Source organism: Zoogloea sp., from assembly GCF_028689785.1.
In the GTDB taxonomy this organism is placed as follows: domain Bacteria; phylum Pseudomonadota; class Gammaproteobacteria; order Burkholderiales; family Rhodocyclaceae; genus Zoogloea.
On record NZ_JAQVCN010000009.1, the window covers coordinates 20,196 to 41,535 of the forward strand.

At 62.7% G+C, this 21,340-nt stretch carries 23 protein-coding genes; 19 read left to right on the top strand and 4 right to left on the bottom strand.

Going from position 1 to position 21,340, the window contains the following annotated elements:
* Positions 1 to 81: 81 nt before the first annotated feature.
* Positions 82 to 3,021, bottom strand: a complete 2,940-nt coding sequence (locus PHI64_RS06460) for an Rne/Rng family ribonuclease (RefSeq protein WP_299880378.1) — start codon at positions 3,019 to 3,021, stop codon at positions 82 to 84.
* Between the two features lie 546 nt (positions 3,022 to 3,567).
* On the opposite strand from PHI64_RS06460, the gene PHI64_RS06465 reads away from it, so the two are divergent.
* The 3 genes from PHI64_RS06465 to PHI64_RS06475 are packed head-to-tail and all read left to right on the top strand — an operon-like array spanning position 3,568 to position 5,496.
* Positions 3,568 to 4,524 carry an RluA family pseudouridine synthase gene (locus tag PHI64_RS06465; RefSeq protein WP_299880381.1) on the top strand — a complete coding sequence of 319 codons (957 nt, stop codon included), beginning with the start codon at positions 3,568 to 3,570 and terminating at the stop codon, positions 4,522 to 4,524.
* A complete protein-coding gene (locus PHI64_RS06470; protein WP_299880384.1) occupies positions 4,517 to 5,173 on the top strand; it encodes an HAD-IA family hydrolase in 657 nt (218 codons plus the stop codon). Before PHI64_RS06465 ends, PHI64_RS06470 begins: the two co-directional genes overlap by 8 nt.
* Entirely contained in the window at positions 5,170 to 5,496 is a 327-nt protein-coding gene (locus tag PHI64_RS06475) for a Rieske 2Fe-2S domain-containing protein (protein WP_299880388.1), read from the top strand. The genes PHI64_RS06470 and PHI64_RS06475 overlap by 4 nt, the downstream gene beginning before the upstream one ends.
* A gap of 22 nt (positions 5,497 to 5,518) precedes the next feature.
* Here the strand turns inward: PHI64_RS06475 and PHI64_RS06480 are convergent, their stop codons facing one another.
* Together PHI64_RS06480 and PHI64_RS06485 are read right to left on the bottom strand one after the other, a co-directional pair.
* On the bottom strand, positions 5,519 to 6,232 hold the full coding sequence (locus PHI64_RS06480) for an SAM-dependent methyltransferase (RefSeq protein WP_299880392.1): 714 nt from the start codon (positions 6,230 to 6,232) through the stop codon (positions 5,519 to 5,521).
* 2 nt (positions 6,233 to 6,234) lie between these two features.
* Positions 6,235 to 6,810: a Maf family nucleotide pyrophosphatase gene (locus PHI64_RS06485; RefSeq protein ID WP_299880395.1), complete on the bottom strand. Its 576-nt coding sequence runs from the start codon at positions 6,808 to 6,810 to the stop codon at positions 6,235 to 6,237.
* 104 nt (positions 6,811 to 6,914) lie between these two features.
* Between PHI64_RS06485 and PHI64_RS06490 the strand changes: the two genes are divergently transcribed.
* The 9 genes from PHI64_RS06490 (at position 6,915) to PHI64_RS23560 (ending at position 13,417) form a co-directional block, all read left to right on the top strand.
* Positions 6,915 to 7,391, top strand: coding sequence for a YceD family protein (locus tag PHI64_RS06490; RefSeq protein WP_299880398.1), 477 nt, complete (start codon positions 6,915 to 6,917; stop codon positions 7,389 to 7,391).
* A gap of 21 nt (positions 7,392 to 7,412) precedes the next feature.
* Entirely contained in the window at positions 7,413 to 7,592 is a 180-nt protein-coding gene (gene rpmF, locus PHI64_RS06495) for a 50S ribosomal protein L32 (protein WP_079435603.1), read from the top strand.
* A 78-nt stretch (positions 7,593 to 7,670) separates the two neighbouring features.
* Complete coding sequence (gene plsX / locus PHI64_RS06500) at positions 7,671 to 8,684, top strand: phosphate acyltransferase PlsX (protein ID WP_299880403.1); 1,014 nt, start codon at positions 7,671 to 7,673, stop codon at positions 8,682 to 8,684.
* Complete coding sequence (locus PHI64_RS06505; protein ID WP_299880408.1) at positions 8,681 to 9,646, top strand: beta-ketoacyl-ACP synthase III; 966 nt, start codon at positions 8,681 to 8,683, stop codon at positions 9,644 to 9,646. The genes plsX and PHI64_RS06505 overlap by 4 nt, the downstream gene beginning before the upstream one ends.
* Positions 9,647 to 9,694: 48 nt before the next feature.
* Positions 9,695 to 10,630, top strand: coding sequence for an ACP S-malonyltransferase (gene fabD / locus PHI64_RS06510; RefSeq protein ID WP_299880411.1), 936 nt, complete (start codon positions 9,695 to 9,697; stop codon positions 10,628 to 10,630).
* On the top strand, positions 10,627 to 11,376 hold the full coding sequence (gene fabG, locus PHI64_RS06515; RefSeq protein WP_299880414.1) for a 3-oxoacyl-ACP reductase FabG: 750 nt from the start codon (positions 10,627 to 10,629) through the stop codon (positions 11,374 to 11,376). The genes fabD and fabG overlap by 4 nt, the downstream gene beginning before the upstream one ends.
* Before the next feature lie 87 nt (positions 11,377 to 11,463).
* The gene (acpP, locus tag PHI64_RS06520) at positions 11,464 to 11,703 is read left to right on the top strand and encodes an acyl carrier protein (protein WP_079435598.1); all 240 of its coding nucleotides are present in this window, start codon (positions 11,464 to 11,466) and stop codon (positions 11,701 to 11,703) included.
* Positions 11,704 to 11,719: 16 nt separating this feature from the next.
* A complete protein-coding gene (fabF, locus tag PHI64_RS06525) occupies positions 11,720 to 12,955 on the top strand; it encodes a beta-ketoacyl-ACP synthase II (protein ID WP_299880419.1) in 1,236 nt (411 codons plus the stop codon).
* Between the two features lie 30 nt (positions 12,956 to 12,985).
* Positions 12,986 to 13,417, top strand: a complete 432-nt coding sequence (locus PHI64_RS23560; protein WP_366945147.1) for a protein YgfX — start codon at positions 12,986 to 12,988, stop codon at positions 13,415 to 13,417.
* Positions 13,418 to 13,420: 3 nt separating this feature from the next.
* On the opposite strand, the gene nadB is transcribed toward PHI64_RS23560, so the two are convergent.
* Positions 13,421 to 15,007 carry an L-aspartate oxidase gene (gene nadB / locus PHI64_RS06530; protein ID WP_299880428.1) on the bottom strand — a complete coding sequence of 529 codons (1,587 nt, stop codon included), beginning with the start codon at positions 15,005 to 15,007 and terminating at the stop codon, positions 13,421 to 13,423.
* A gap of 213 nt (positions 15,008 to 15,220) precedes the next feature.
* Here nadB and rpoE point away from each other — a divergent pair, with 213 nt between their 5' ends.
* The 7 genes from rpoE to lepA all read left to right on the top strand — a co-directional run bounded on the left by rpoE (position 15,221) and on the right by lepA (position 21,320).
* Positions 15,221 to 15,820: an RNA polymerase sigma factor RpoE gene (gene rpoE / locus PHI64_RS06535; protein ID WP_296565846.1), complete on the top strand. Its 600-nt coding sequence runs from the start codon at positions 15,221 to 15,223 to the stop codon at positions 15,818 to 15,820.
* Positions 15,821 to 15,824: 4 nt separating this feature from the next.
* Positions 15,825 to 16,361 (top strand): sigma-E factor negative regulatory protein, encoded by a 537-nt coding sequence (locus PHI64_RS06540; RefSeq protein ID WP_299880435.1) that lies wholly within the window; start codon positions 15,825 to 15,827, stop codon positions 16,359 to 16,361.
* Between the two features lie 50 nt (positions 16,362 to 16,411).
* Positions 16,412 to 17,326 carry a MucB/RseB C-terminal domain-containing protein gene (locus tag PHI64_RS06545; protein ID WP_366945149.1) on the top strand — a complete coding sequence of 305 codons (915 nt, stop codon included), beginning with the start codon at positions 16,412 to 16,414 and terminating at the stop codon, positions 17,324 to 17,326.
* On the top strand, positions 17,326 to 17,778 hold the full coding sequence (locus PHI64_RS06550; RefSeq protein WP_299880441.1) for a SoxR reducing system RseC family protein: 453 nt from the start codon (positions 17,326 to 17,328) through the stop codon (positions 17,776 to 17,778). The genes PHI64_RS06545 and PHI64_RS06550 overlap by 1 nt, the downstream gene beginning before the upstream one ends.
* The gene (locus tag PHI64_RS06555; protein WP_299880444.1) at positions 17,775 to 19,214 is read left to right on the top strand and encodes a DegQ family serine endoprotease; all 1,440 of its coding nucleotides are present in this window, start codon (positions 17,775 to 17,777) and stop codon (positions 19,212 to 19,214) included. Before PHI64_RS06550 ends, PHI64_RS06555 begins: the two co-directional genes overlap by 4 nt.
* Positions 19,204 to 19,455: a glutaredoxin family protein gene (locus PHI64_RS06560; RefSeq protein ID WP_299880447.1), complete on the top strand. Its 252-nt coding sequence runs from the start codon at positions 19,204 to 19,206 to the stop codon at positions 19,453 to 19,455. The genes PHI64_RS06555 and PHI64_RS06560 overlap by 11 nt, the downstream gene beginning before the upstream one ends.
* Positions 19,456 to 19,523: 68 nt before the next feature.
* Positions 19,524 to 21,320 (top strand): translation elongation factor 4, encoded by a 1,797-nt coding sequence (gene lepA, locus PHI64_RS06565; protein WP_299880606.1) that lies wholly within the window; start codon positions 19,524 to 19,526, stop codon positions 21,318 to 21,320.
* Positions 21,321 to 21,340: the final 20 nt, after the last annotated feature.

Here is a 21,340-nt window from a genome sequence, read left to right on the forward strand (position 1 = left end):
CCTGTGCCTGCCTTAGGCAGGGGCCAACAAAGGCAAAAGGCCAGTCCCGGGGGACTGGCCTTTTGCTTGTCGTGCTGCTGATTACTTCTGGGTTTCCACCTGGACCAGCGCTTCCTCTACGACCGGCGCTGCACTGCGGGTGCGACGACGGCCGAGGGGTTGGGCGGGCTCTGCAGGTGTCGCCGCCTGGGCGCTCACCGAGCCAGCACGGGTTTCGATCATCACCAGACCACTGGCTTCGAGATCGGGGAGTTCGATGGCTGCCGGGGCCGCCTTGGTGGCGATCTCGACGATGCTGCTGGCCGCTTCGGGCTCCGCCGGGGCGGTGGGCGTCACCACGTCAGCAGGGGCTTCGACGACGACCGCTTCGGCCGTGGTGGGGCTAAGGTCTTCGCTGGGGGCCGCCACTTCGACCGGAGCCTCGATGGAATCGGGAGCCGCCGGCGCTGCGGGGGCCTCGGCTGCCGCTTCGACCGCGGGCTGCCGGGCGGCCGCAACGGCCTGTTCGATCAGATCAAGATCTGTGCTTGGCGACACTACAGGCGGGGTGATGACCGCCTCTGCGACAATGGGGGCTTCCTCGACTTGTGCGACTGCAGGGGCAGGTTCTGCCGCGGCCTCCGCCACTTCCATGGTTTCGGGAGCTGCAGGAGTCGGTGCCGGAGCGGCTTCGACGGTAGCTGCGACCGCTTCTGCTGCTGCGGTGCTTGTCGCGGCAGTTTCAGCAGGTTCTGCGGCTTGTGGCTGTTCGCCAATCTCCAGCTCACCCTGGGCAGCGTTTTCGTTGGTGTTGGCTTCCTCGTTGCGACGACCGCCACGACGGCCACGACGGCTGCGACGACTGCGTTCGGCACCCGCTTCACCTTCGACGGCGGCGCTTGCCTCGGGGGCAGCGACGGCTGCTGCTACGGCAACCGCGGTCAGTTGCTCGGCGGCGACGAGAGTTTCGGTCTCGGCCGGCTTCGGGGCCTGGGCGTTGCGGTTGCGGCCGCGCTCTCCACGTTCGCTGCGATCACCGCGATCATTCCGCTCACCACGTTCGGCACGCTCACCGTTGCGGCCTTCCCGCTCCTGGCGCTCGCCACGCTGACGCTGGGGCTTTTCGCGGGTCTCGGCCTGGGCCTCGGGGGCGTTGTTGCGGTTGTTGTCCCGGGCTTCACGGTTGTCGCTACGCTCTTCGCGCTGGCCATCACGGCGGCCACGGCCTTCGCGGCCTTCGCGACCCTCCCGGCGGCCCCGTTCGTTGCGCGGACGGGATTCACGACGGGGGGCTTCCGGCTGGACGACCACCGGTGCGGGCTCGGGCTGCTTCTCACCACGGAAGAAGGCAAAGATGCGGGACAGCAGGCCGGGCTGGCTTTCAGGCACGGGGGCGGGGGCCGGCGCTGCCTTTGCTTCCACGATGGGGGCGGGCTGATCTGGCGTGATGCCCTTGACGGCGGCTTCCTGGCGTACCGGGCGATCGGTGTTGGCCGACGGCGGGGAGTAGGACTCGTCAGCGGGCTTGGTGGCCATGCGATAGCTCGGCAGGGTGCTGTCTTCCTGGTTGAGCTGGTCGTGGCGCAGGCGGACGATTTCGTGCTGAGGCGTTTCGAGGTGGCGGTTGGGGATCAGCACCAGGCTGACCTTGTGGCGCACTTCGATCTTGGCAATGTCGTCGCGCTTTTCGTTGAGCAGGAAGGTGGCCACGTCCACCGGCACCTGGCAGTGCAGGGCGCCGGTGTTGTCCTTCATCGCCTCCTCTTCGAGGATGCGCAGGATGTGCAGCGCAGAGGATTCGGTGCTGCGGATGTGGCCGGTGCCGTTGCAGCGCGGGCAAGGGATGTAGCTGGTCTCGGCGAGGGCGGGACGCAGGCGCTGGCGGGACAGTTCCAACAGGCCGAAGCGGCTGATTTTGCCGGTCTGGACGCGGGCACGGTCGTAGCGCAGGGCGTCGCGCAGGCGGTTCTCGACCTCGCGCTGGTTCTTCTGCGACTCCATGTCGATGAAGTCGATGACGATCAGGCCACCAAGGTCGCGCAGGCGCAGTTGGCGGGCAACTTCGTCGGCGGCTTCGCAGTTGGTCTTGAACGCGGTTTCCTCGATGTCGGCACCACGGGTAGCGCGGCCGGAGTTCACATCCACAGAGACCAGGGCCTCGGTGTGGTCGATCACGATGGCGCCGCCGGAAGGCAGGCTGACCTGGCGCGAGTAGGCCGATTCGATCTGGTGTTCGATCTGGAAGCGCGAGAACAGCGGTACGTCGTCGTGGTAGCGCTTCACGCGGTTCACGTTCTGCGGCATCACGTGAGCCATAAACTGGCGAGCCTGTTCGTACACGTCGTCGGTGTCGATCAGGATTTCGCCGATGTCGGGCTGGAAGTAGTCACGGATGGCGCGGATGACCAGGCTACCTTCCTGGTAGATCAGGAAGGCGCCATCCTGGGACTGGGCTGCACCGTCAATGGCGCGCCACAGTTGCAGGAGGTAGTTCAAGTCCCATTGCAGCTCTTCGGCATTGCGGCCGATGGCTGCGGTGCGGGCGATCAGGCTCATGCCACCGGGCACTTCGAGCTGATCCATGACGTCACGCAGTTCGGCGCGCTCGTCACCCTCGACGCGACGGGATACGCCACCACCACGGGGGTTGTTGGGCATCAGCACCAGGTAACGGCCGGCCAGGGAGACGAAGGTGGTGAGCGCGGCGCCCTTGTTGCCCCGTTCGTCCTTTTCAACCTGGACAATCAGTTCCTGGCCTTCCTTGAGGGCTTCCTTGATGGAAGCACGGCTGGCTTCCACGCCAGGCTGAAAGTAGGAGCGGGAGATTTCCTTGAACGGCAGGAAGCCGTGGCGCTCGGCGCCATAGTTGACAAACGCGGCTTCAAGGCTGGGCTCGATGCGCGTGATGACGGCTTTGTAGATGTTGCTTTTACGTTGTTCCTTGGCGGCCGATTCAATGTCGAGGTCAATCAGCTTCTGACCATCGACAATGGCAACGCGGAGTTCCTCGGCCTGCGTCGCGTTGAAGAGCATGCGCTTCATTCGTCTTCTTCTCCCGCGCGGCACACGGGCAGGACGAAGCGCGCCACCCGCTTAACTGCGGTGACTTAGTTTGGCGTTTTCGCGACTATCCTTCATCGGGGGGAAACAAACTAAAGTGGGTGGCGGGATTCGTCTTTTGCACCCTGAACCCGCGATATACGCTGGGGGGCTGCGAAGCGCCGGCTGCGTCGCCTGGTCTCGCCATTCCGGGACGGGGCGTACTCACGGGTACGACGGCGTCTCTCGTTGCGACCTCGGGCCTGCTTGCCTGGTGTGCTTCGCGGCCCCCGGTTTCAGGGCCGTCAATCTGCGTGTGCGCCTGCGCGCAATTGGTACAAGTTTATTGTCGAATACAGTACCATCGCCCTCTTTTTGTCTGGCGATGGACCTTCCTGTGATTTTTCCGGGAGCGGTGAAGGCGCTGGATATCCAGGCGTTGAGTCGCTCTGGGACGACGCGGACCGGTGTTGAAATCTGCCAACACACCTGCAGGTGAGCGCGACGCATCAGAACCGAAAAAACCGTTAATTAGTATATTTCAAAAAGATGGCCTTGAGTAAAGCACCCGCAGTAAGCCATACCCGCGTGGATGAAGGCAGTGCGGGGCAGCGCATCGACAACTACCTGGTAAGAGTGTGCAAGGGGGTGCCCAAGAGCCACATCTACCGCATTCTGCGCAGCGGTGAAGTGCGGGTGAATAGCCGGCGTGTCGACCAGACCTACCGCCTGCAGGAGGGGGACGAGCTGCGCATCCCGCCGATCCGTCTGGCTGACAAGGCTGCGGCCGCACCGGTGCCGGTGGGCAAGGCCTTCGATATCGTCTTCGAGGATGAAGCGCTGCTGGTGCTCGACAAGCCCGCCGGTCTGGCGGTGCATGGTGGAAGCGGTGTCAGCTTCGGGGTCATCGAGCAGTTGCGCCGGCAGCGACCGGAGGCTAAGTTTCTGGAGTTGGTGCATCGCCTCGACCGCGAGACTTCCGGTCTCCTGATCGTTGCCAAGAAGCGCAGCGCGCTTACGGTGCTCCATGACATGATGCGCGACGGTAAGGTGCAGAAGCGCTATTTGACCATGGTGGCGGGGCGCTGGCTCAATCAGCAGCAGCACGTAAAGCTGTCGCTGCACAAGTATCTGCTGGACAACGGTGAGCGCCGTGTCAGCGTGAACCCGGAGGGAAAGCCGGCGCACAGCATCGTCCGGCTGGTGAGGCGCTGGAGTGGTTACAGCCTTGTGGAGGTGGAGCTGAAGACCGGCCGAACCCACCAGATCCGTGTTCATCTCAGTCATCTGGGCTTCCCCTTGTGCGGTGACGACAAGTACGGGGATTTCGCGCTCAACAAGCAGCTCGAGAAGGAGGGGCTCAAGCGGATGTTTCTGCATGCCGCCAAGTTGGCGTTCCGGCATCCGCTGACAGATCAGGCGATTGAACTCTCGGCGCCCCTGCCGGCCGAACTGGAGGGTTTTGTGGCCTTCGTCGAGCAGACCCGGGAGAGAGAGCATGGCTAAGCGCTTTGAGCTGATCGTTTTTGACTGGGATGGCACGCTGATGGATTCGGCGGCAGCCATCGTGCGCGCCATCCAGGCGGCCAGTGCCGACCTGGGGTTGCCGGTGCCGCCGGATGCGCGGGCCCGCTACGTCATCGGCCTGGGGCTGGTGGATGCCTTGCGCCATGCGGTTCCCGAGCTGGCCGAGAAAGACTACCCGGCCATGGTGGAGCGTTATCGCCATCATTATTTGTCGGGTGATCATGAGCTCGCGCTTTTTGAGGGTACATACGCGTTGATCGAGTCGCTCCACGGGCGGGGTTACAGCCTGGCCGTGGCAACGGGCAAGAGCCGCAAGGGCTTGGCGCGGGCCCTTGAGTTTTCGGGTCTGGGGCGTTTCTTTCATGCCACGCGCTGTGCTGACGAGTGTTTCTCGAAGCCTCATCCGGCCATGCTGCATGAGCTGATGGATGAGTTTGGGTTGGGGCCGGACGCCTGTCTGATGATCGGTGATACCACCCATGATCTGCAAATGGCCAAAAATGCCGGGATGGCGGGGTTGGCGGTCAGCTTTGGTGCCCATTCGGTGGGGCAGTTGCTGGCGGAGGCACCCCTGGCCTGCGTGCATACCCCTGCCGAGCTGCGTGCCTGGCTTGAGGAGCGGGCGTGATCTGCAGGTCAGAGGCGGTGCGCGAGGGGGAAGATGGGGTGCGCTTCAGCGTGACGCGCGTGACCGGTGAGGAGCCGGCCTTTGTGGTGCGCTTTCAGGGGCGGGTTCACGCCTATATCAATCGTTGCGCCCATGTGCCGGTGGAGCTGGACTGGCTACCCGGCAAATTCTTCGATGACGCCCGCCTGTATCTTGTCTGCGCGACCCATGGTGCCTTGTACGAACCCGAGACCGGATACTGCGTCTCAGGCCCCTGCCGTGGTGCGCGTTTGGTGTCGTTGGGTGTCGAAGAGCGGGACGGCGGGGTCTATCTGGTCGATTGAACTGGCTCGGGCCCGCTCTTGTTCAGGCGGCGAGGATCAGGAATACAGTGGGTCGTCGAGCGAGATCGGGGGCCGGCGCCCGCTTCCAGTCAGTAATGCTGTGCGTGCTAATCCACTCGCTCTCGAGGGTCAGGTCGCGTGCCACGCACAAACGGGTTTCCGGCCGGCAGTTGCTGCGCAGGGCCTCGAACATGCGCTCGTTGCGATAGGGCGTTTCGATGAATAGCTGGGTGCGGGAATGTCGCGCTGACTCTGTCTCCAACTCGCGAATGCGTTTGTTGCGCGCCTCTTCGTCGACGGGCAGGTAGCCGTGAAAGGCGAAGCTCTGTCCGTTGAGCCCCGAGGCCATCAAGGCCAGCAACAGCGAGGAAGGGCCGACCAGTGGAACAACCCTGATGCCCTTCTCGTGGGCACGGCGGACGAGGAGGGCGCCGGGATCGGCGACGGCTGGACAGCCGGCTTCCGACATCAATCCGGCATCCGTGCCGGCTAGCAGCGGGGCCAGCAATCCATCCAGGCTTGGTGTGTCGGGCCTTTCGGGGAGCTCCCGGATGTCCAGGTCGCGCAGTTGGGCGGGGTGTTCCAGGCGTTTGAGTTCGGCGCGGGCTGTTTTGGCGTTTTCAACGACGAAATAGCTCAGCTGACGTGCCCGGGTGGCAACGTCTGCCGGGGTTGTCAGGCTGCCGGGGCTCGGGCCCAGGCTGACGGGGATCAGATAGAGCGTGCCTTTTTGCATCGTCAGGGCAGGGCCAGGCCTTCGTTGCGGAGCATTCGTGCCAGGGCAATCAGTGGCAGGCCGACGAGCGCGTTTGGATCGTCACCGCTCAGGGCGTCGAGCAGGGTGATGCCGAGCCCCTCGGATTTTGCGCTGCCGGCGCAGTCGAGGGGGCGCTCACGCTCTACGTAGCGGACGATCTCGTCGTCGGAGAGGTGGCGGAAGCGGACCTCCGTGGGGACAGTCTCTATCTGAACACGGCCGCTGCGGGTGTTGAGCACAGCCAGGGCCGTATCGAAGACTGCCGTGCGTCCGCTCATGGCGCGCAATTGGGCCACGGCGCGCTCGACTGTGCCGGGTTTGCCGAAGCGCTGGTCGCCCATGCTGGCCACCTGGTCGCTGCCGATGATCAGCGCGTTGTCAAACTGCCCGGCAACGGCTCTCGCCTTCCCAATGGCCAGGCGTTCTGCGGTGGTGCGGGGGGGCTCGCCGGGCAGAGGAGATTCGTCGATGTCCGGCCGAGCGATCTCGAAGGGCAGGCCGAAGCGCTTGAGCAGCTCCCGGCGGTAGGCGGAGGTGGAGGCGAGGACGAGTTTCATGGCGGAGATTCGGGGTGGCCGGCGTGCTTGGCTAGGGTCTGCAGAGTTTTGACACAGGCAGCCGAAAATAATATCATGCCGCGCTTATGTCGCAAGAAAGCTTCGTGATTGACCTGCGGGCGTTGGCCAAAGACGGACGTCGCGTGCAGAGCGCGGTGCCGGTGGAGCGTCTCGGCCGTTTGGCCGGATCCCTGCTGGAGCCGGTGGGTTCGGTGGAGTTCGAGTTTCAGGGCGAGCGGGACGACGAGGGCAAGCTCTACGTCGAATTGCTGGTCAGGGCGGATCTGGTGTTGCAGTGCCAGCGCTGCCTCGAGGCTCTGGTGTGGCCGTGTGAGGTCAGGAATCGCCTTCTTTTGCTGCGCACTGGTGAAGCACTGCCAGACGATGAGCTCGAGAACGACGAGGTAGACGCCCTTGAGGTGGAGCCGCTGACCGACCTGCTGGCCTTGGTGGAGGATGAGGTGTTGTTGTCCCTGCCCCTGGTTCCGCGTCACGATGATTGCGAACCGCCGGTTAGTGCCGGCGATGATGAAGAGATTTCGCCCTTCGCCGTTCTGCGTCAGTTGCGCGGCAAGGTTTAAGTATTCCTCTAGGAGTGTTTCATGGCTGTCCAGCAGAACAAAAAGTCCCCGTCCAAGCGCGGTATGCACCGTTCCCACGATTTCCTGGTTGCGCCCCCGCTGGCCGTCGAGCCGACCACCGGTGAAGTGCACCTGCGTCACCACGTGTCGCCCTCCGGCGTCTATCGTGGCAAGAAGGTTGCAAAGGCCAAGGGCGAGTAATCCCCCCGGTCTGGAAGCGGCGCGGCGCCTTCGGGCGCTCGCGCCGTTTTTACACATGTCTCAATTTCACTGCGCCGAATGACTGTCACCCTGTCGATTGACTGCATGGGGGGCGATCATGGCCCCTCGGTGACCGTCCCTGCTGCCCTGCATTTCATGCGGAGCGACCGCGATACCCGGATTGTTCTGGTGGGGCGGTCTGAGGCCATCGAGCCTCATCTGGGGACGGCCCTGGCCGAGTTCGGCGAGCGTCTGCGCATCCAGCGTGCCTCGGAAGTGGTGGGCATGGATGAGCCGCCCGCGCTGGCCATGCGCAACAAGAAGGATTCGTCGATGCGGGTCGCGGTGGATCTCGTCAAGTCGGGCGAGTCCCAGGCCGCGGTGTCGGCCGGCAATACGGGGGCGCTGATGGCGATCTCCCGTTTTGTTCTCAAGACCCTTCCCGGTATCGATCGCCCGGCAATCTGCAGCACCCTGCCCACTCTGCGCGGCCAGACCCACGTCCTCGACCTGGGAGCCAACGTGGATTGTTCGCCTGAGCATCTGCTGCAGTTCGGCATCATGGGCGCCATGTTGGTGGCCGCTGTCGAGCACAACGAACGTCCGAGCGTGGGCCTTCTCAATATTGGCGAAGAAGAGATCAAGGGCAACGAAACGGTCAAGCAGGCCGGTGAGTTGCTGCGCAAGAGTGGTCTCAACTTTTACGGCAATGTCGAAGGCAACGACATTTACAAGGGTACGGTCGATGTAGTTGTCTGTGACGGCTTTGTTGGCAACGTGGCCCTGAAGACGTCTGAAGGTCTTGCCCAGATGATGGCAACCTTCCTGCGCGAGCAGTTCTCCCGCAACTGGCTGACCAAGCTGGCCGCGGTCTTCGCCATGTCGGCCCTGAAGGGTTTCAAGCACAAGCTCGATTCCCGCCGTTACAACGGTGCGGCACTCCTGGGTTTGCGTGGCGTGGTCGTCAAGAGCCATGGTGCGGCCGATTCGTTTGCCTTCGAGCAGGCTATCTGGCGGGCCGCCGAGGCCGCCCGCAACCGACTCATCGAGCGCATCAGCGAGCGCATGGAACGCGAAAGGTCTGCCGCATGATCTATGCACGAGTGGCTGGTACGGGGAGCTATCTTCCCGGCAATCCTGTTACCAACGACGATCTGGTTGCCCGCGGAATCGATACCTCCGACGAATGGATCGTCGAGCGTACCGGAATCCGCTCCCGCTACCTGGCGGCACCCGATGTCACTTCCAGTCAGCTCGCCTATGAAGCCAGCGTGCGAGCCATCGAGGCAGCAGGTTGCCGGCCGGACGACATCGATCTGATCATCGTCGCCACGTCCACGCCCGATTTCATTTTTCCGAGTACTGCGACCCTGCTTCAGGCGCGTCTGGGTATTACCAACGGCAGCCCTGCCTTCGACCTTCAGGCCGTGTGCGCGGGCTTCGCCTACGCCATAAGTACGGCCGAGAAGTTCATCCGCTCCGGCGGTACTCGACGGGCGCTGGTGGTGGGGGCAGAAGTCTTCTCCCGCATTCTCGACTGGAATGATCGTGGCACCTGTGTGCTCTTCGGTGATGGCGCCGGGGCTGTGGTGCTTGAGGCCTCGGATGCTCCCGGGATTCTCGCCTCGGCGATCCACGCAGATGGTCGCCACAACCCCATCCTTTGCGTGCCAGGGCAGGTCAGCCGTGGCGAAGTCATCGGTGATCCCTTCTTGCGCATGGATGGGCAGGCCGTTTTCAAGTTCGCGGTCAAGGTGCTGGCGGATGTGGCCCGTGAAGTTCCGGAACTCGGGGGTGTGTCCCTCGATCAGGTGGATTGGCTGATTCCTCCTCAGGCCAATACCCGCATCATTCAGGCCACCGGCAAGCGTCTCGGTCCCTCCATGGACAAGGTCATCGCCACGGTCTCCCGTCATGGCAACACCTCGGCAGCGTCCATTCCTCTGGCCCTTGACGAAGCGGTGCGGGATGGTCGCATCCAGCGCGGGCAAAAGGTCATCCTTGAGGGGATCGGCGGAGGCTTCGCCTGGGGTGCCACGCTCCTGCAGTTCTAAGAAGTTCAATCTGCTTCGCTCAACAAGCCAATTCAAAGGTAGGGAACGATGAATTTTGCTTTCGTGTTTCCGGGGCAGGGCTCACAGTCGGTCGGCATGATGGCCGCCTACGGTGAGTCTGCCGTGATTCGCCAGGCCTTCACTGAGGCCTCCGATGCCCTGGGGCAAGACCTCTGGCAAATGGTGGCAGAAGGCCCCGCCGAGGTGCTCGCCCAGACCGTCAATACCCAGCCGCTGATGCTCACCGCTGGTGTCGCCGTGTATCGCGAGTGGATTGCCCGAGGCGGCGCTGTGCCGGCTCTGGTTGCCGGGCATAGCCTGGGGGAGTACTCCGCTCTGGTGGCTGCTGGAGCTTTGGATTTTGCTGAGGCCGTCAAGCTGGTGCGCCTGCGCGCCCAGGCCATGCAGGAGGCCGTGCCGGCTGGCGAGGGGGCCATGGCGGCCCTGTTGGGGCTGGACGAGCCAGCTGCTGCTGAAGCCTGTGCCGAGGCGGCACAGGGCGAGGTGGTATCTGCAGCCAATCTCAACAGCCCCGGGCAGATTGTCATTGCGGGTGCGAAGGCTGCCGTTGAGCGCGCCATTGCAGCGGCCAAGGCTCGGGGCGCCAAGCGCGCCGTGCTGCTGCCGGTGAGCGCCCCCTTCCATTGCGCCCTGATGAAGCCTGCCGCGGAGCGCCTGGCTCAGCGTCTTGCCGAGATTGAAGTGCGCGTGCCTGGTATTCCGGTGCTCAACAACGTGGATGTGGCGGTGGAGGATCAGCCCGCTCGCATCAAGGATGCGTTGGTGCGCCAGGCCTATTCGCCAGTGCGCTGGATCGAGACTGTTCAGGCTATCGCTGGTCGTGGCGTCACCCATGTCTTCGAGTGCGGTCCCGGCAAGGTGCTGGCAGGCATGACCAAGCGCATCGAAGGCAGTTTGCTGGGCGGAGCTATCGCCGATGTGGCCAGCCTGGAAGAAACACTGAAAACCACGGGGGAAGCATGAGTCAGGTTCTGCAAGGCCAGGTTGCGCTGGTGACCGGCGCGTCCCGCGGTATTGGCCGCGCCATTGCCCTGGAGTTGGGGCGTCTGGGGGCGACCGTCATCGGTACTGCCACCTCCGAGGCCGGTGCGGCCGACATCCAGGCAGGGCTTGAGGCTGCCGGTGTGGCGGGCCGAGGCTTGGCGCTGGACGTGACCAGTGCTGAAGCCTGCGAGGCTGCCCTTGGCGAGATCGAGAAGGTTTTCGGTGCAGTGGGGATTCTGGTCAATAACGCTGGCATCACCCGCGATAACCTCTCCATGCGCATGAAGGATGCCGAATGGGATGCCGTCATCGATACCAACCTGAAGGCCGTCTTCCGCATGTCCAAGCTGGTGATGCGCGGAATGATGAAGGCCCGTGCCGGCCGCATCATCAATATCACTTCGGTGGTGGGGAGCTCGGGTAACGCCGGTCAGGCCAACTACGCAGCGGCCAAGGCCGGCGTGGCGGGGATGACCCGGGCCCTGGCCCAGGAGCTCGGTAGCCGCAACATCACCGTCAATTGCGTGGCGCCGGGTTTCATCGACACCGACATGACCAAGGATCTGCCGGAGGCCCAGCGCAAGGAGCTGGCCAGCAAGATCGCCCTCGGCCGTCTTGGCAAACCCGAAGAGATTGCAGGCGTGGTGGGCTTTCTGGCCTCTCCTGCTGCAGCCTACGTGACGGGCGCGACCCTGCACGTTAACGGTGGCATGTATATGGCGTAAGTCTCGCCGTGCTGGCGGGGGTGCGCGTTTTTGGTAGAATGCGAGGGTTTTTGAATTCACCCTCCAAACTGGGAAGGAGTTACACACATGGAAAACATCGAACAGCGCGTCAAGAAGATCGTTGCCGAACAACTCGGCGTGAATGAATCCGAAATCAAGAATGAATCCTCCTTCGTGGACGATCTGGGCGCCGACTCCCTCGACACCGTCGAGCTGGTGATGGCCCTTGAAGAAGAGTTCGAGTGCGAGATCCCCGACGAAGAAGCTGAGAAGATCACCAGCGTCCAGCAAGCGATCGACTACGTCACCGCTCATCTCAAGAAGTAATTCCCCGGAGCCTGCCTTGACCCGTCGCAGAGTCGTCGTCACCGGCCTTGGCGTTGTTTCGCCGGTCGGTAATACCGTGTCTGAAGCTTGGGATGCCATTACCAACGGGCGTTCCGGCATCGGTGAGATTACCCGTTTTGATACCTCGTCCTTCCCGGTGAAGATTGCCGGCGAAGTAAAGGGGTTCGATCTTGCGGCTTATCTCTCGCCGAAGGAGGCGCGCCGTATGGATGGTTTCATCCACTACGGCCTCGCTGCGGGCATTCAGGCTTTCCGTGATTCCGGAATCGAAGTTACCGAAGCCAATGCAGAACGGATTGGCGTCAATATTGGTTCGGGCATCGGCGGCCTGCCGATGATCGAGGGGACTCACGACGATTTCCTCGCCGGTGGTCCGCGCAAGATTTCCCCCTTCTTCATTCCGGGTACGATCATCAACATGATCTCCGGAAACCTGTCGATCATGTTTGGGCTCAAGGGGCCTAACATCGCGGTGGTGACGGCCTGTACCACGGGTCTGCACGCCATCGGCACCAGTGCCCGGATGATCGAATATGGTGACGCAGACGTGATGGTCTGCGGTGGCGCCGAATCCACGGTCACGCCCCTGGCGGTCGGTGGTTTTGCGTCGGCCAAGGCGCTGTCAACCCGGAACGACGACCCCACCACGGCGAGCCGCCCGTGGGACAAGGATCGGGACGGCTTTGTCCTTGGCGAAGGTGCTGGTGTGCTGGTGCTTGAAGAGTACGAGCACGCGGTAAAGCGTGGTGCCCGCATCTATGCCGAGCTGGCCGGTTTTGGCATGAGCGGTGATGCCTATCACATGACGGCCCCGGATACCGATGGTCCGCGGCGGAGCATGGTCAATGCCCTCCGCAATGCTGGCATCAATGGTGATCAGGTGCAGTACCTCAATGCCCATGGCACCTCCACGCCGCTGGGTGACAAGAATGAGACGGAGGCCATCAAGCTGGCTTTTGGTGCGGACGTGGCTAAATCCCTGGTGGTGAATTCCACAAAGTCCATGACCGGGCACCTGCTTGGCGGAGCTGGGGGGCTTGAGTCGGTGCTCACGACCCTGGCGGTGTATCACCAGGTGTCTCCCCCGACCATCAATATTTTCGAACAGGATCCGGAGTGTGATCTGGACTACTGTGCGAATGTGGCCCGCCCGATGAAGATCGATGTGGCCATGAAGAACAATTTCGGTTTTGGTGGCACCAACGGTACGCTGGTGTTTCGCAAGATCTGACCGCCGGGAGAGCACGGGAGGCCGTGCATCTTGAACGTCATTGAAGTCAGGCCGTCACGGCGTCTCGTTCTGTTTTTGGCAGGCGGGCATGCCCTGGCGGCTTTTTCATGTCTGTTCCTGCCGCAAGGGTGGCAGGCTTGGACAGGCCTAGGCCTTGTCGCCGTGTCTCTGTTCTGTGCGCTTCGTAAGACGCCGGGAGCATCGTCCCTGATCGGGCTGGGGGATGATGGGGGGCTACGGCTTGCCCCAGGCCTTGTCGCGGATGAGGGGGCCGTCGTGATACGGCCTGCGACGGTGGTGAGCGGTGCTGCAGTGTGGTTGGCCTGGCGCGAAGCTCAGGGTGGGCGCAGTGGAGTGCTTCTGCTTCTTCGAGATCAGATGACCCCGGGCGAATGGCGCGAGTTTCAAGTCTGGCTGCGTCTTCGGGTTGCCGGGGTGATGAAGGCCCTTGGCGATTCCTGAGCGTCAGCTGCGGATCCGGCCTGGGCGGATTACGGTGTTCCGGGCCTTGGGCTGGGTTTCCGGATAATCCCTGCTGAAGTGCAGGCCGCGACTTTCCTTGCGTTTCAAGGCGCTGCGAACGATGAGGTCGGCGGTGACAACCAGATTGCGCAGCTCGATCAGATCGTTCGAGATGCGGAAGTGGCTGTAGAACTCGTCGATTTCCCTGGCCAGCAGGCGGATGCGGTGTTGGGCGCGCTGGAGGCGCTTGTTGGTGCGCACGATCCCCACGTAGTCCCACATGAAGCGGCGCAATTCATCCCAATTGTGGGAAATCACGATGGCTTCGTCAGCATCCGTCACCCGGCTTTCGTCCCACTGGGGCAGGCTGTCGGCACCGCGGCGGGGGGTTTTCAGAATGTCGTCGGCTGCAGCCTCGCTGAAGACCAGGCATTCCAGCAGTGAATTGCTGGCCAGCCGATTGGCGCCGTGCAGGCCTGTACAGGCGGATTCGCCGACGGCATGCAGGCCTGGTACGTCCGTGCGTGCATGCAGATCTGTCATGATCCCGCCGCAAGAGTAGTGAGCTGCGGGAACGACTGGGATCGGTTGGCGGGTAATGTCGATACCCAGCTCGGCGCAGCGGGCCAGGATGTTCGGGAAATGGGTTTTCAGGAAATCCGCGGGTTTGTGGCTGATGTCGAGGAAGACGCAGTCAAGGCCATGCTTTTTCATCTCGAAGTCGATTGCCCGGGCGACGACGTCCCGAGGGGCCAGTTCTTCCCGGGGGTCGTGCTCCGGCATGAAGCGTGAACCATCGGGGCGGCGCAGCAGGCCGCCTTCGCCTCGTACGGCTTCGGAAATGAGGAAGGACTTTGCCTGGGGGTGATACAGGCAGGTGGGGTGGAACTGGATGAACTCCATGTTCGCTACCCGGCATCCTGCTCGCCAGGCCATGGCAACTCCGTCGCCCGTGGCAGTGTCGGGGTTGGTGGTGTAGAGGTAGACCTTGCCGGTGCCGCCGGTGGCGAGCACCGTGTGGGGGGCGGCGAAGGTACGGACCTCGTCGCTGGCGATATCCAGCACATAGGCGCCGAGACAGCCGTCGCCGGGGCGGCCAATCTTGTCGCCGACGATCAGGTCCACCGCGATGTGTTGTTCGAAGATCGAAATGTTCGGGTGGGCCCGGACTTGCTCGGTCAGGGTGGCTTGCACAGCAGCTCCTGTGGCGTCGGCCACATGGATGACTCGGCGCTGACCGTGGCCGCCTTCCCGGGTGAGGTGGTAGCCGATGGCTGAGCTGGTGTCCGGGGTGAAAGCGACGCCGTGGTCGATCAGCCAGCGGATGGCCCTGGGGCCATTCTCGACGACGTGGCGGGTGGCCTCGTCGGAGCACAGCCCGGCACCTGCCGTATGTGTGTCGGCTACATGGGCTTCGGTGCTGTCGGCCGGGTCGAGGACCGCTGCGATGCCTCCCTGGGCCCAGGCGCTGGCGCTGTCTTCCAGGGTTCGCTTGGTGATGAGGGCTACCTTGAGCTTGTCGGCAAGGCGCAGTGCGAGGGACTGTCCGGCAAGGCCGCTGCCCAGGATGAGGACATCGAAAGCGATCACTTCTGGAGTTGCCGCGAAGGGCGATATTACGGAGGGCCGACTATAGCATGGGCACTCGGCCACGCTGAATGCCGAAGACCTTGCATGTGACTGAACTATACGTGCGCCCTGCAGTCTAGCGATTACTTCGGCGAGGAATGAGGATGTCTCGCGGTATACTCCGCGGTCGGTGACCGTTCCGGTCACGACAACGAAGGATCACGTTCCCCGACCATGAGTGATCGCGAAATTGACCAGTTGCTGGTCGAGCGAGTGCAGCGTGGAGACAAGCAGGCCTTTGGGCTGCTCGTCTCCAAGTATCAGCGCAAGCTTGGCCGCCTGCTGTCGAGATTGATCCGGGACCCTGCCGAAGTGGAGGATGTTGCCCAGGAGACGTTCATCAAGGCCTATCGTGCCTTGCCGGCGTTCCGGGGGGACAGTGCGTTCTACACATGGCTGTACCGGATCGGGATCAACACTGCAAAGAACTACCTTGTGTCCCAAGGGCGTAGAGCTCCTACGTCTACGGATTTCGATTCGGAGGAGGCCGAGACCTTCGAGGAGGGCGATCAGCTTCGCGATATCAATACGCCTGAACGGTTGCTGATGACAAAGCAGATCGGCGATACGGTGAATGTGGCCATGGAGGCCCTGCCCGAGGAGCTGAGGACTGCGATCGTGTTGCGAGAGATCGAAGGTTTGAGCTACGAAGAGATCGCCACGATCATGGAGTGCCCGATAGGCACGGTGCGTTCGCGGATCTTCCGCGCACGTGAAGCAATTTCAGAAAAGCTCAAGCCGTTGCTCGATACGGCTCCGAACAAGAGGTGGTAAGACGATGAAAGAGAAAGTTTCTGCCCTGCTGGATGGCGCCCTCGATGAGGCGGCATCTGCCCGCATGCTGGACTCCCTGAAACGGGATGGTGGCCTGCGTCGGGAATGGGATCACTACAGTCTTATCGGAGATGTCTTGCGGGATGAGCCGGTGATGTCGGCCGATTTCACCAGCCGCCTCATGCTGCGGCTGGATGATGAGCCGACGGTGTTGGCTCCGGCCCGGGTTGAGCCCCGTCGGGTTGGCTGGGCGCGGCACTTCATGCCGATCGCCGCGTCGGTGATGGGGGTCGCTGCCGTTGGTTGGGTGGCCATGACCCTGAATGCGCCTGGTTCGACATCGGCTCCTCTGGCCGCGCTCAAAAAACCGGTTCCTGCCGTTGCGGTTGCCGATGCCTCGAAGACGGCCCGGCTCGTCGCAGCCGAACCTTCCGAGCGCGAATACCTGATTGCCCATCAGGCAATGGCTCCCTCTGCCGCCATGCCGGGGGTCGCGCAGTATGTGCGTTCCGTTTCCGATACGCGAATGGCCGGCGAGTGATGAAGCGCTTCCTGTGCTTCTTGGCGCTTGTTTTTGCCGGTTGCGGATCGGTGTTGGCCCAGGTACCGAACGATCCCTTGAGCTGGCTGGGGCGGATTTCCAGTGCGGCGCACAAACTCAATTACTCGGGTACCTTTACCTATCAGAGCGGCAAGCACATGGAAACGTCGCGGGTCACCCATCTGGTCGATGCCAACGGCGAATACGAGAAGCTTGAAGCGCTGGATGGCAGCCCGCGGGAGGTGGTGCGGAACAATGATGAAGTCCAGTGCTTTCTTCCCGAACAGAAGCTGTTGATCGTCGATCAGTTTGGTGCCCGGCGCAGCTTTCCGGCGCGTCTGCCTCAATCTCCCAGTGCGCTGGCAGAGAACTACCGGATCCGTAAGGGTGAGATCTCGCGAGTGGCCGGAATGGAGAGTCAGCAGATCATTCTCGAGCCCCGGGACGATATGCGTTTCGGCCATCATCTGTGGGCCGATGTGGCAACCGGGCTGTTGCTGCGCGCCCGTCTGATGAGTGAGAAGGGTGACAGCATCGAGCAGTTCGTGTTCACCGAAGTACAGATTGGCGCGCCCTTCGACAAGGAAAAGGTCCGCTCTCGGTTCACCCGTTCTCCAGACTGGAAGGTGGTGAATGCCCGGGGGAGCGACGTAAAGATCGAGGACATCGGCTGGGTCTTCAAGCACACCATCCCGGGGTTCCGGCAGGTGGTTTCTGTGGCGCGCCAGGCGCGCAAGGAGCGGGGTGAGGCGTATCACGTGGTGTTCTCCGACGGGCTTGCCGCGATCTCGGTGTTCATTGAGCCCGAATCGGGCAAGGGCCTGGCCCAGAGTGGCCTGAGTGCGTCCGGCTCCTTCAATATCTTCCGGCGCACCGTCGCCGACCACCGGATCACCGCGCTCGGAGAAGTTCCGGCGCAGGCGCTGGTGCGGATTGCCGATGGCGTGGAAATGCGGAAGCGGTGATGCGTGCGCAGGGCGTGGTGAGTCGTGTCGAGGGTGATCATGTGTGGGTCGAGGTCTCCGTCTCGGGCGGTTGCGGGCGTTGTCATGAGGCTGGTGGCTGCGGTGGCGTGAACATCGCCCGGCCTTTCGGCAAGGCGCTCCGCGTGTTGCGGCTTCACAATGATGTTGATGCCCTGCCTGGCGAGCGGGTGAGCGTCGTTGTGGATGATGGGCTGCCGCTCAGGGCTGCGTTGCTTGCTTATGGGGCGCCCGTCCTCGGGGTGCTCGCGGGGGCTGCGCTGGGTACCTCATTGGCTGCGAATGGGAATCCCGATCTTGCAGCGGCGCTAGGGGGAGGCGCGGGAGGCGTTCTGATGTATCTCTTTGGGCGTGCCCGTAGTGGTGCGGCCGAGGGGAGCATGAAGATCGAGCGTATTGCTGGCCCTTCTTCGGTCGGAGGTTGTGGCCGATGATCGCCGCCGTGTTTGCTCAAGCAGCCTCTCGTGGTCTGGCGGTGATCTTCTGCGTGGCCCTGGCTGCGCCGGTGGTCGCGAGGGATCTTCCCGATTTTGCCGGGCTGGCAGAGCGTCAGGGAGCCGCGGTGGTGAACATCAGCACCACCCAGGCCGTGCGCCAGGTGCGTCCGGGGGTGCCCAGCCTAGAGGAGGACGATCCCATGTTCGACTTCTTCCGCCGCTTTGTGCCGCGTCATCCGGGGGCGCCACGGGGGAGTGAACCGGACAACCGCTCTCTGGGCTCAGGCTTCATCGTGTCTGCGGATGGTCATATCCTGACCAATGCCCACGTGGTGGACGGTGCTGACGAGATCGTCGTTAAGCTCACGGACAAGCGGGAGTTCCGGGCGCGGGTCATGGGGACGGATGCCCGCACGGATCTGGCCCTGCTGAAAATCGAGGCGGCGGGCTTGCCCCGGGTGAGTCTGGGGGATCCGTCAAAGCTGCGGGTGGGAGACTGGGTGGTTGCCATCGGCTCGCCCTTTGGTTTCGAGAATTCCGTGACGGCGGGGATTGTGAGTGCCAAGGGACGCTCCTTGCCCCAGGAAAACTTCGTACCCTTCATTCAGACTGACGTGGCCATCAATCCCGGAAACTCTGGTGGCCCCCTCTTCAACATGAAGGGGGAGGTGGTGGGAATCAACTCTCAGATCTACAGCCGCACAGGTGGCTTCATGGGTCTGTCATTTGCGATTCCCATCGATGTGGCGATGAATGTGCAGGAGCAGCTGCGTGTAGCCGGTCGGGTCCAGCGCGGCCGGGTGGGCGTGGTCATCCAGGAGGTCTCCCGGGATCTGGCGGATAGCTTCAGGTTGGGCAGGCCGGTAGGTGCGTTGGTCAGTTCCGTTGAAAAGGGTAGCCCGGCAGATAAGGCCGGCTTCGAGCAGGGTGATATCGTCCTGAGCTTCGATGGCCGTGCCGTGGAGGTGTCGACTGATCTTCCGCGGCTCGTCGGCGGGACGCGCCCGGGCAGCAAGGTGCCGGTGCAGGTCTGGCGTCGGGGGGCTGCAAGAAACCTGACCGTCCTTGTGGCCGAGTTGCCCGAAGAGAAGCCGCGCAAGGTGGCGACGCGCCTACCCAAGCCTGAGCTGGTATCGCCCAATAAGCTCGGGATCGCGGTTGCCGAGCCCAATGCCGAGCAGCGTCGGGATGGTCGTTTTGCCGCGGGCGGGGTGGTGGTGGAAGCCCTGCGCAGTGCCTCCGCCCGGGCCTCCGAGATCCAAGCGGGCGATGGGATTCTCGCGCTGGTCAGCAAAGGGGTGCGTATCGAGACCCGTTCCGTTGAGCAGTTCAACCGTGCGGTGGCCAGCCTGGATGCGGGGCAGGCCGTGACCTTGCTGATTGCGCGTGGTGACGTACAGACTTTCGTGCCGGTGCGATCCCTTGAGCGCTGATCGTGAGCTCACCGTGTTGAGCCGGGAGTGGTGCCATTTGTGCCATGAACTGCTTGATGCCCTCAAGCCCCTGCAGAATGAACTGGGCTTTCGCGTGACCGTGGTCGATGTGGATGCCCACGAGGACCTTGAGGCCCGGTGGAGCGAGTGGGTGCCGGTGGTGCTCGACGGCGAGACCGAGATCTGCCACCACTTCCTCGATGAGTCTGCCGTTCGTGCTCATTTCCGGCGTATCGGTTAGAATGCAAGTCTTTGCCAGGCAAACAAAATTTATCAGGGTGCCCTCCGGCACCCTTTTTCATGGCCCACATGCAACACATCAGAAACTTCTCGATCATCGCCCATATCGACCACGGTAAATCCACCCTGGCCGACCGGATCATCCAGCTGTGTGGCGGTCTCTCCGCCCGGGAGATGGAAAGCCAGGTTCTCGACTCGATGGATATCGAGCGTGAGCGTGGTATCACCATCAAGGCCCAGACGGCAGCGCTGAGCTACCGCGCCAAGGATGGTCAGATTTATAACCTCAACCTTATCGACACGCCGGGGCACGTGGATTTCTCGTACGAAGTCTCCCGCTCTCTTGCCGCCTGCGAGGGCGGGCTGCTCGTGGTGGATGCGTCCCAGGGTGTCGAGGCCCAGACCGTGGCCAACTGCTATACGGCACTGGAGCAGGGCGTCGAAGTGGTGCCGGTTCTGAACAAGATGGATTTGCCTCAGGCCAATCCGGACGGTGCCAAGCAGGAAATCGAGGACGTGATCGGGATTGATGCGAGCGATGCGATTCCGTGTTCGGCCAAGACCGGTATGGGCGTCGAGGACATCCTGGAGGCGGTGATTGCGCGGATTCCGCCGCCCAAGGGCGATCCGGAGGCGCCCCTCAAGGCCCTGATCATCGACTCGTGGTTCGACAACTACGTGGGTGTGGTGATGCTGGTGCGGGTAGTCGATGGCGTGCTCAAGCCCAAGGACAAGATTCTCTTCATGTCCAATGGCAATCAGCACCTGTGCGAGCAGGTGGGCGTGTTCACCCCCAAGTCCCTGCAGCGCGACTCGCTGTCCGCCGGCCAGGTAGGCTTCATCATCGCCGGCATCAAGGAGTTGAAGTCGGCGAAGGTGGGGGACACCATCACCCTGGCCAGCCGCAAGGCAGAGCAGCCGCTGGCCGGTTTCAAGGAGATCAAGCCGCAGGTGTTTGCCGGCCTTTATCCGGTGGAGTCCAACGAATACGATCAGCTCCGCGAGTCGCTCGAGAAGCTGCGCCTCAACGACGCTTCCTTGCAGTTCGAGCCCGAAGTTTCCCAGGCCCTGGGTTTCGGTTTCCGTTGCGGTTTCCTTGGTCTGCTCCACATGGAGATCGTCCAGGAGCGCCTGGAGCGCGAGTTCGACATGAACCTCATCACTACGGCGCCGACCGTGGTCTACGAGGTGCTCATGAAGGACGGTACCGTCGAACAGGTCTCCAACCCGTCGCGCCTGCCGGATCTCTCCAAGGTCGAGGAGGTGAGGGAGCCGATCATCAAGGCGGTCATCTTCCTGCCCCAGGAGTATGTGGGTTCGGTGATCACCCTGTGCAACCAGAAGCGCGGTGCCCAGGTGGATATGCTCTACCACGGCCGCCAGGTACAGCTGATCTACGACATGCCCATGAACGAAGTTGTGATGGACTTCTTCGACAAGCTGAAGTCTGTGTCGAGGGGCTACGCGTCTCTCGACTACGAGTTCAAGGAGTATCGTGCCGCCGATCTGGTCAAGCTCGATGTGCTGGTGTCCAGCGAGAAGGTGGACGCCCTGTCCATCATCGTGCACCGGGCCAACTCCCAGTATCGTGGCCGTGAGCTGGTGGCCAAGCTGCGTGAGCTGATCCCGCGCCAGATGTTCGACGTGGCCATCCAGGCAGCCATCGGCTCCAACATCGTGGCCCGTGAAACCATCAAGGCCCTGCGCAAGAACGTGTTGGCCAAGTGTTACGGCGGTGACATCACGCGGAAGAAGAAACTCCTCGAGAAGCAGAAGGAGGGCAAGAAGCGGATGAAGCAGGTGGGTAACGTGGAGATTCCGCAGGAGGCCTTCCTGGCCGTGCTGCGGGTCGATGAAGGTAAATAAGCCGGTGTATCCGGCAGCAG

Coding starts and splice junctions, on each gene's coding strand:
- PHI64_RS06460 (WP_299880378.1), bottom strand. CDS start 3,021: ATGAAGCGCATGCTCTTCAACGCGACGCAGGCCGAGGAACTCCGCGTT.
- PHI64_RS06465 (WP_299880381.1), top strand. CDS start 3,568: ATGGCCTTGAGTAAAGCACCCGCAGTAAGCCATACCCGCGTGGATGAA.
- PHI64_RS06470 (WP_299880384.1), top strand. CDS start 4,517: ATGGCTAAGCGCTTTGAGCTGATCGTTTTTGACTGGGATGGCACGCTG.
- PHI64_RS06480 (WP_299880392.1), bottom strand. CDS start 6,232: ATGCAAAAAGGCACGCTCTATCTGATCCCCGTCAGCCTGGGCCCGAGC.
- PHI64_RS06485 (WP_299880395.1), bottom strand. CDS start 6,810: ATGAAACTCGTCCTCGCCTCCACCTCCGCCTACCGCCGGGAGCTGCTC.
- rpmF (WP_079435603.1), top strand. CDS start 7,413: ATGGCTGTCCAGCAGAACAAAAAGTCCCCGTCCAAGCGCGGTATGCAC.
- plsX (WP_299880403.1), top strand. CDS start 7,671: ATGACTGTCACCCTGTCGATTGACTGCATGGGGGGCGATCATGGCCCC.
- PHI64_RS06505 (WP_299880408.1), top strand. CDS start 8,681: ATGATCTATGCACGAGTGGCTGGTACGGGGAGCTATCTTCCCGGCAAT.
- fabD (WP_299880411.1), top strand. CDS start 9,695: ATGAATTTTGCTTTCGTGTTTCCGGGGCAGGGCTCACAGTCGGTCGGC.
- fabG (WP_299880414.1), top strand. CDS start 10,627: ATGAGTCAGGTTCTGCAAGGCCAGGTTGCGCTGGTGACCGGCGCGTCC.
- acpP (WP_079435598.1), top strand. CDS start 11,464: ATGGAAAACATCGAACAGCGCGTCAAGAAGATCGTTGCCGAACAACTC.
- rpoE (WP_296565846.1), top strand. CDS start 15,221: ATGAGTGATCGCGAAATTGACCAGTTGCTGGTCGAGCGAGTGCAGCGT.
- PHI64_RS06540 (WP_299880435.1), top strand. CDS start 15,825: ATGAAAGAGAAAGTTTCTGCCCTGCTGGATGGCGCCCTCGATGAGGCG.
- PHI64_RS06550 (WP_299880441.1), top strand. CDS start 17,326: ATGCGTGCGCAGGGCGTGGTGAGTCGTGTCGAGGGTGATCATGTGTGG.
- PHI64_RS06555 (WP_299880444.1), top strand. CDS start 17,775: ATGATCGCCGCCGTGTTTGCTCAAGCAGCCTCTCGTGGTCTGGCGGTG.
- lepA (WP_299880606.1), top strand. CDS start 19,524: ATGCAACACATCAGAAACTTCTCGATCATCGCCCATATCGACCACGGT.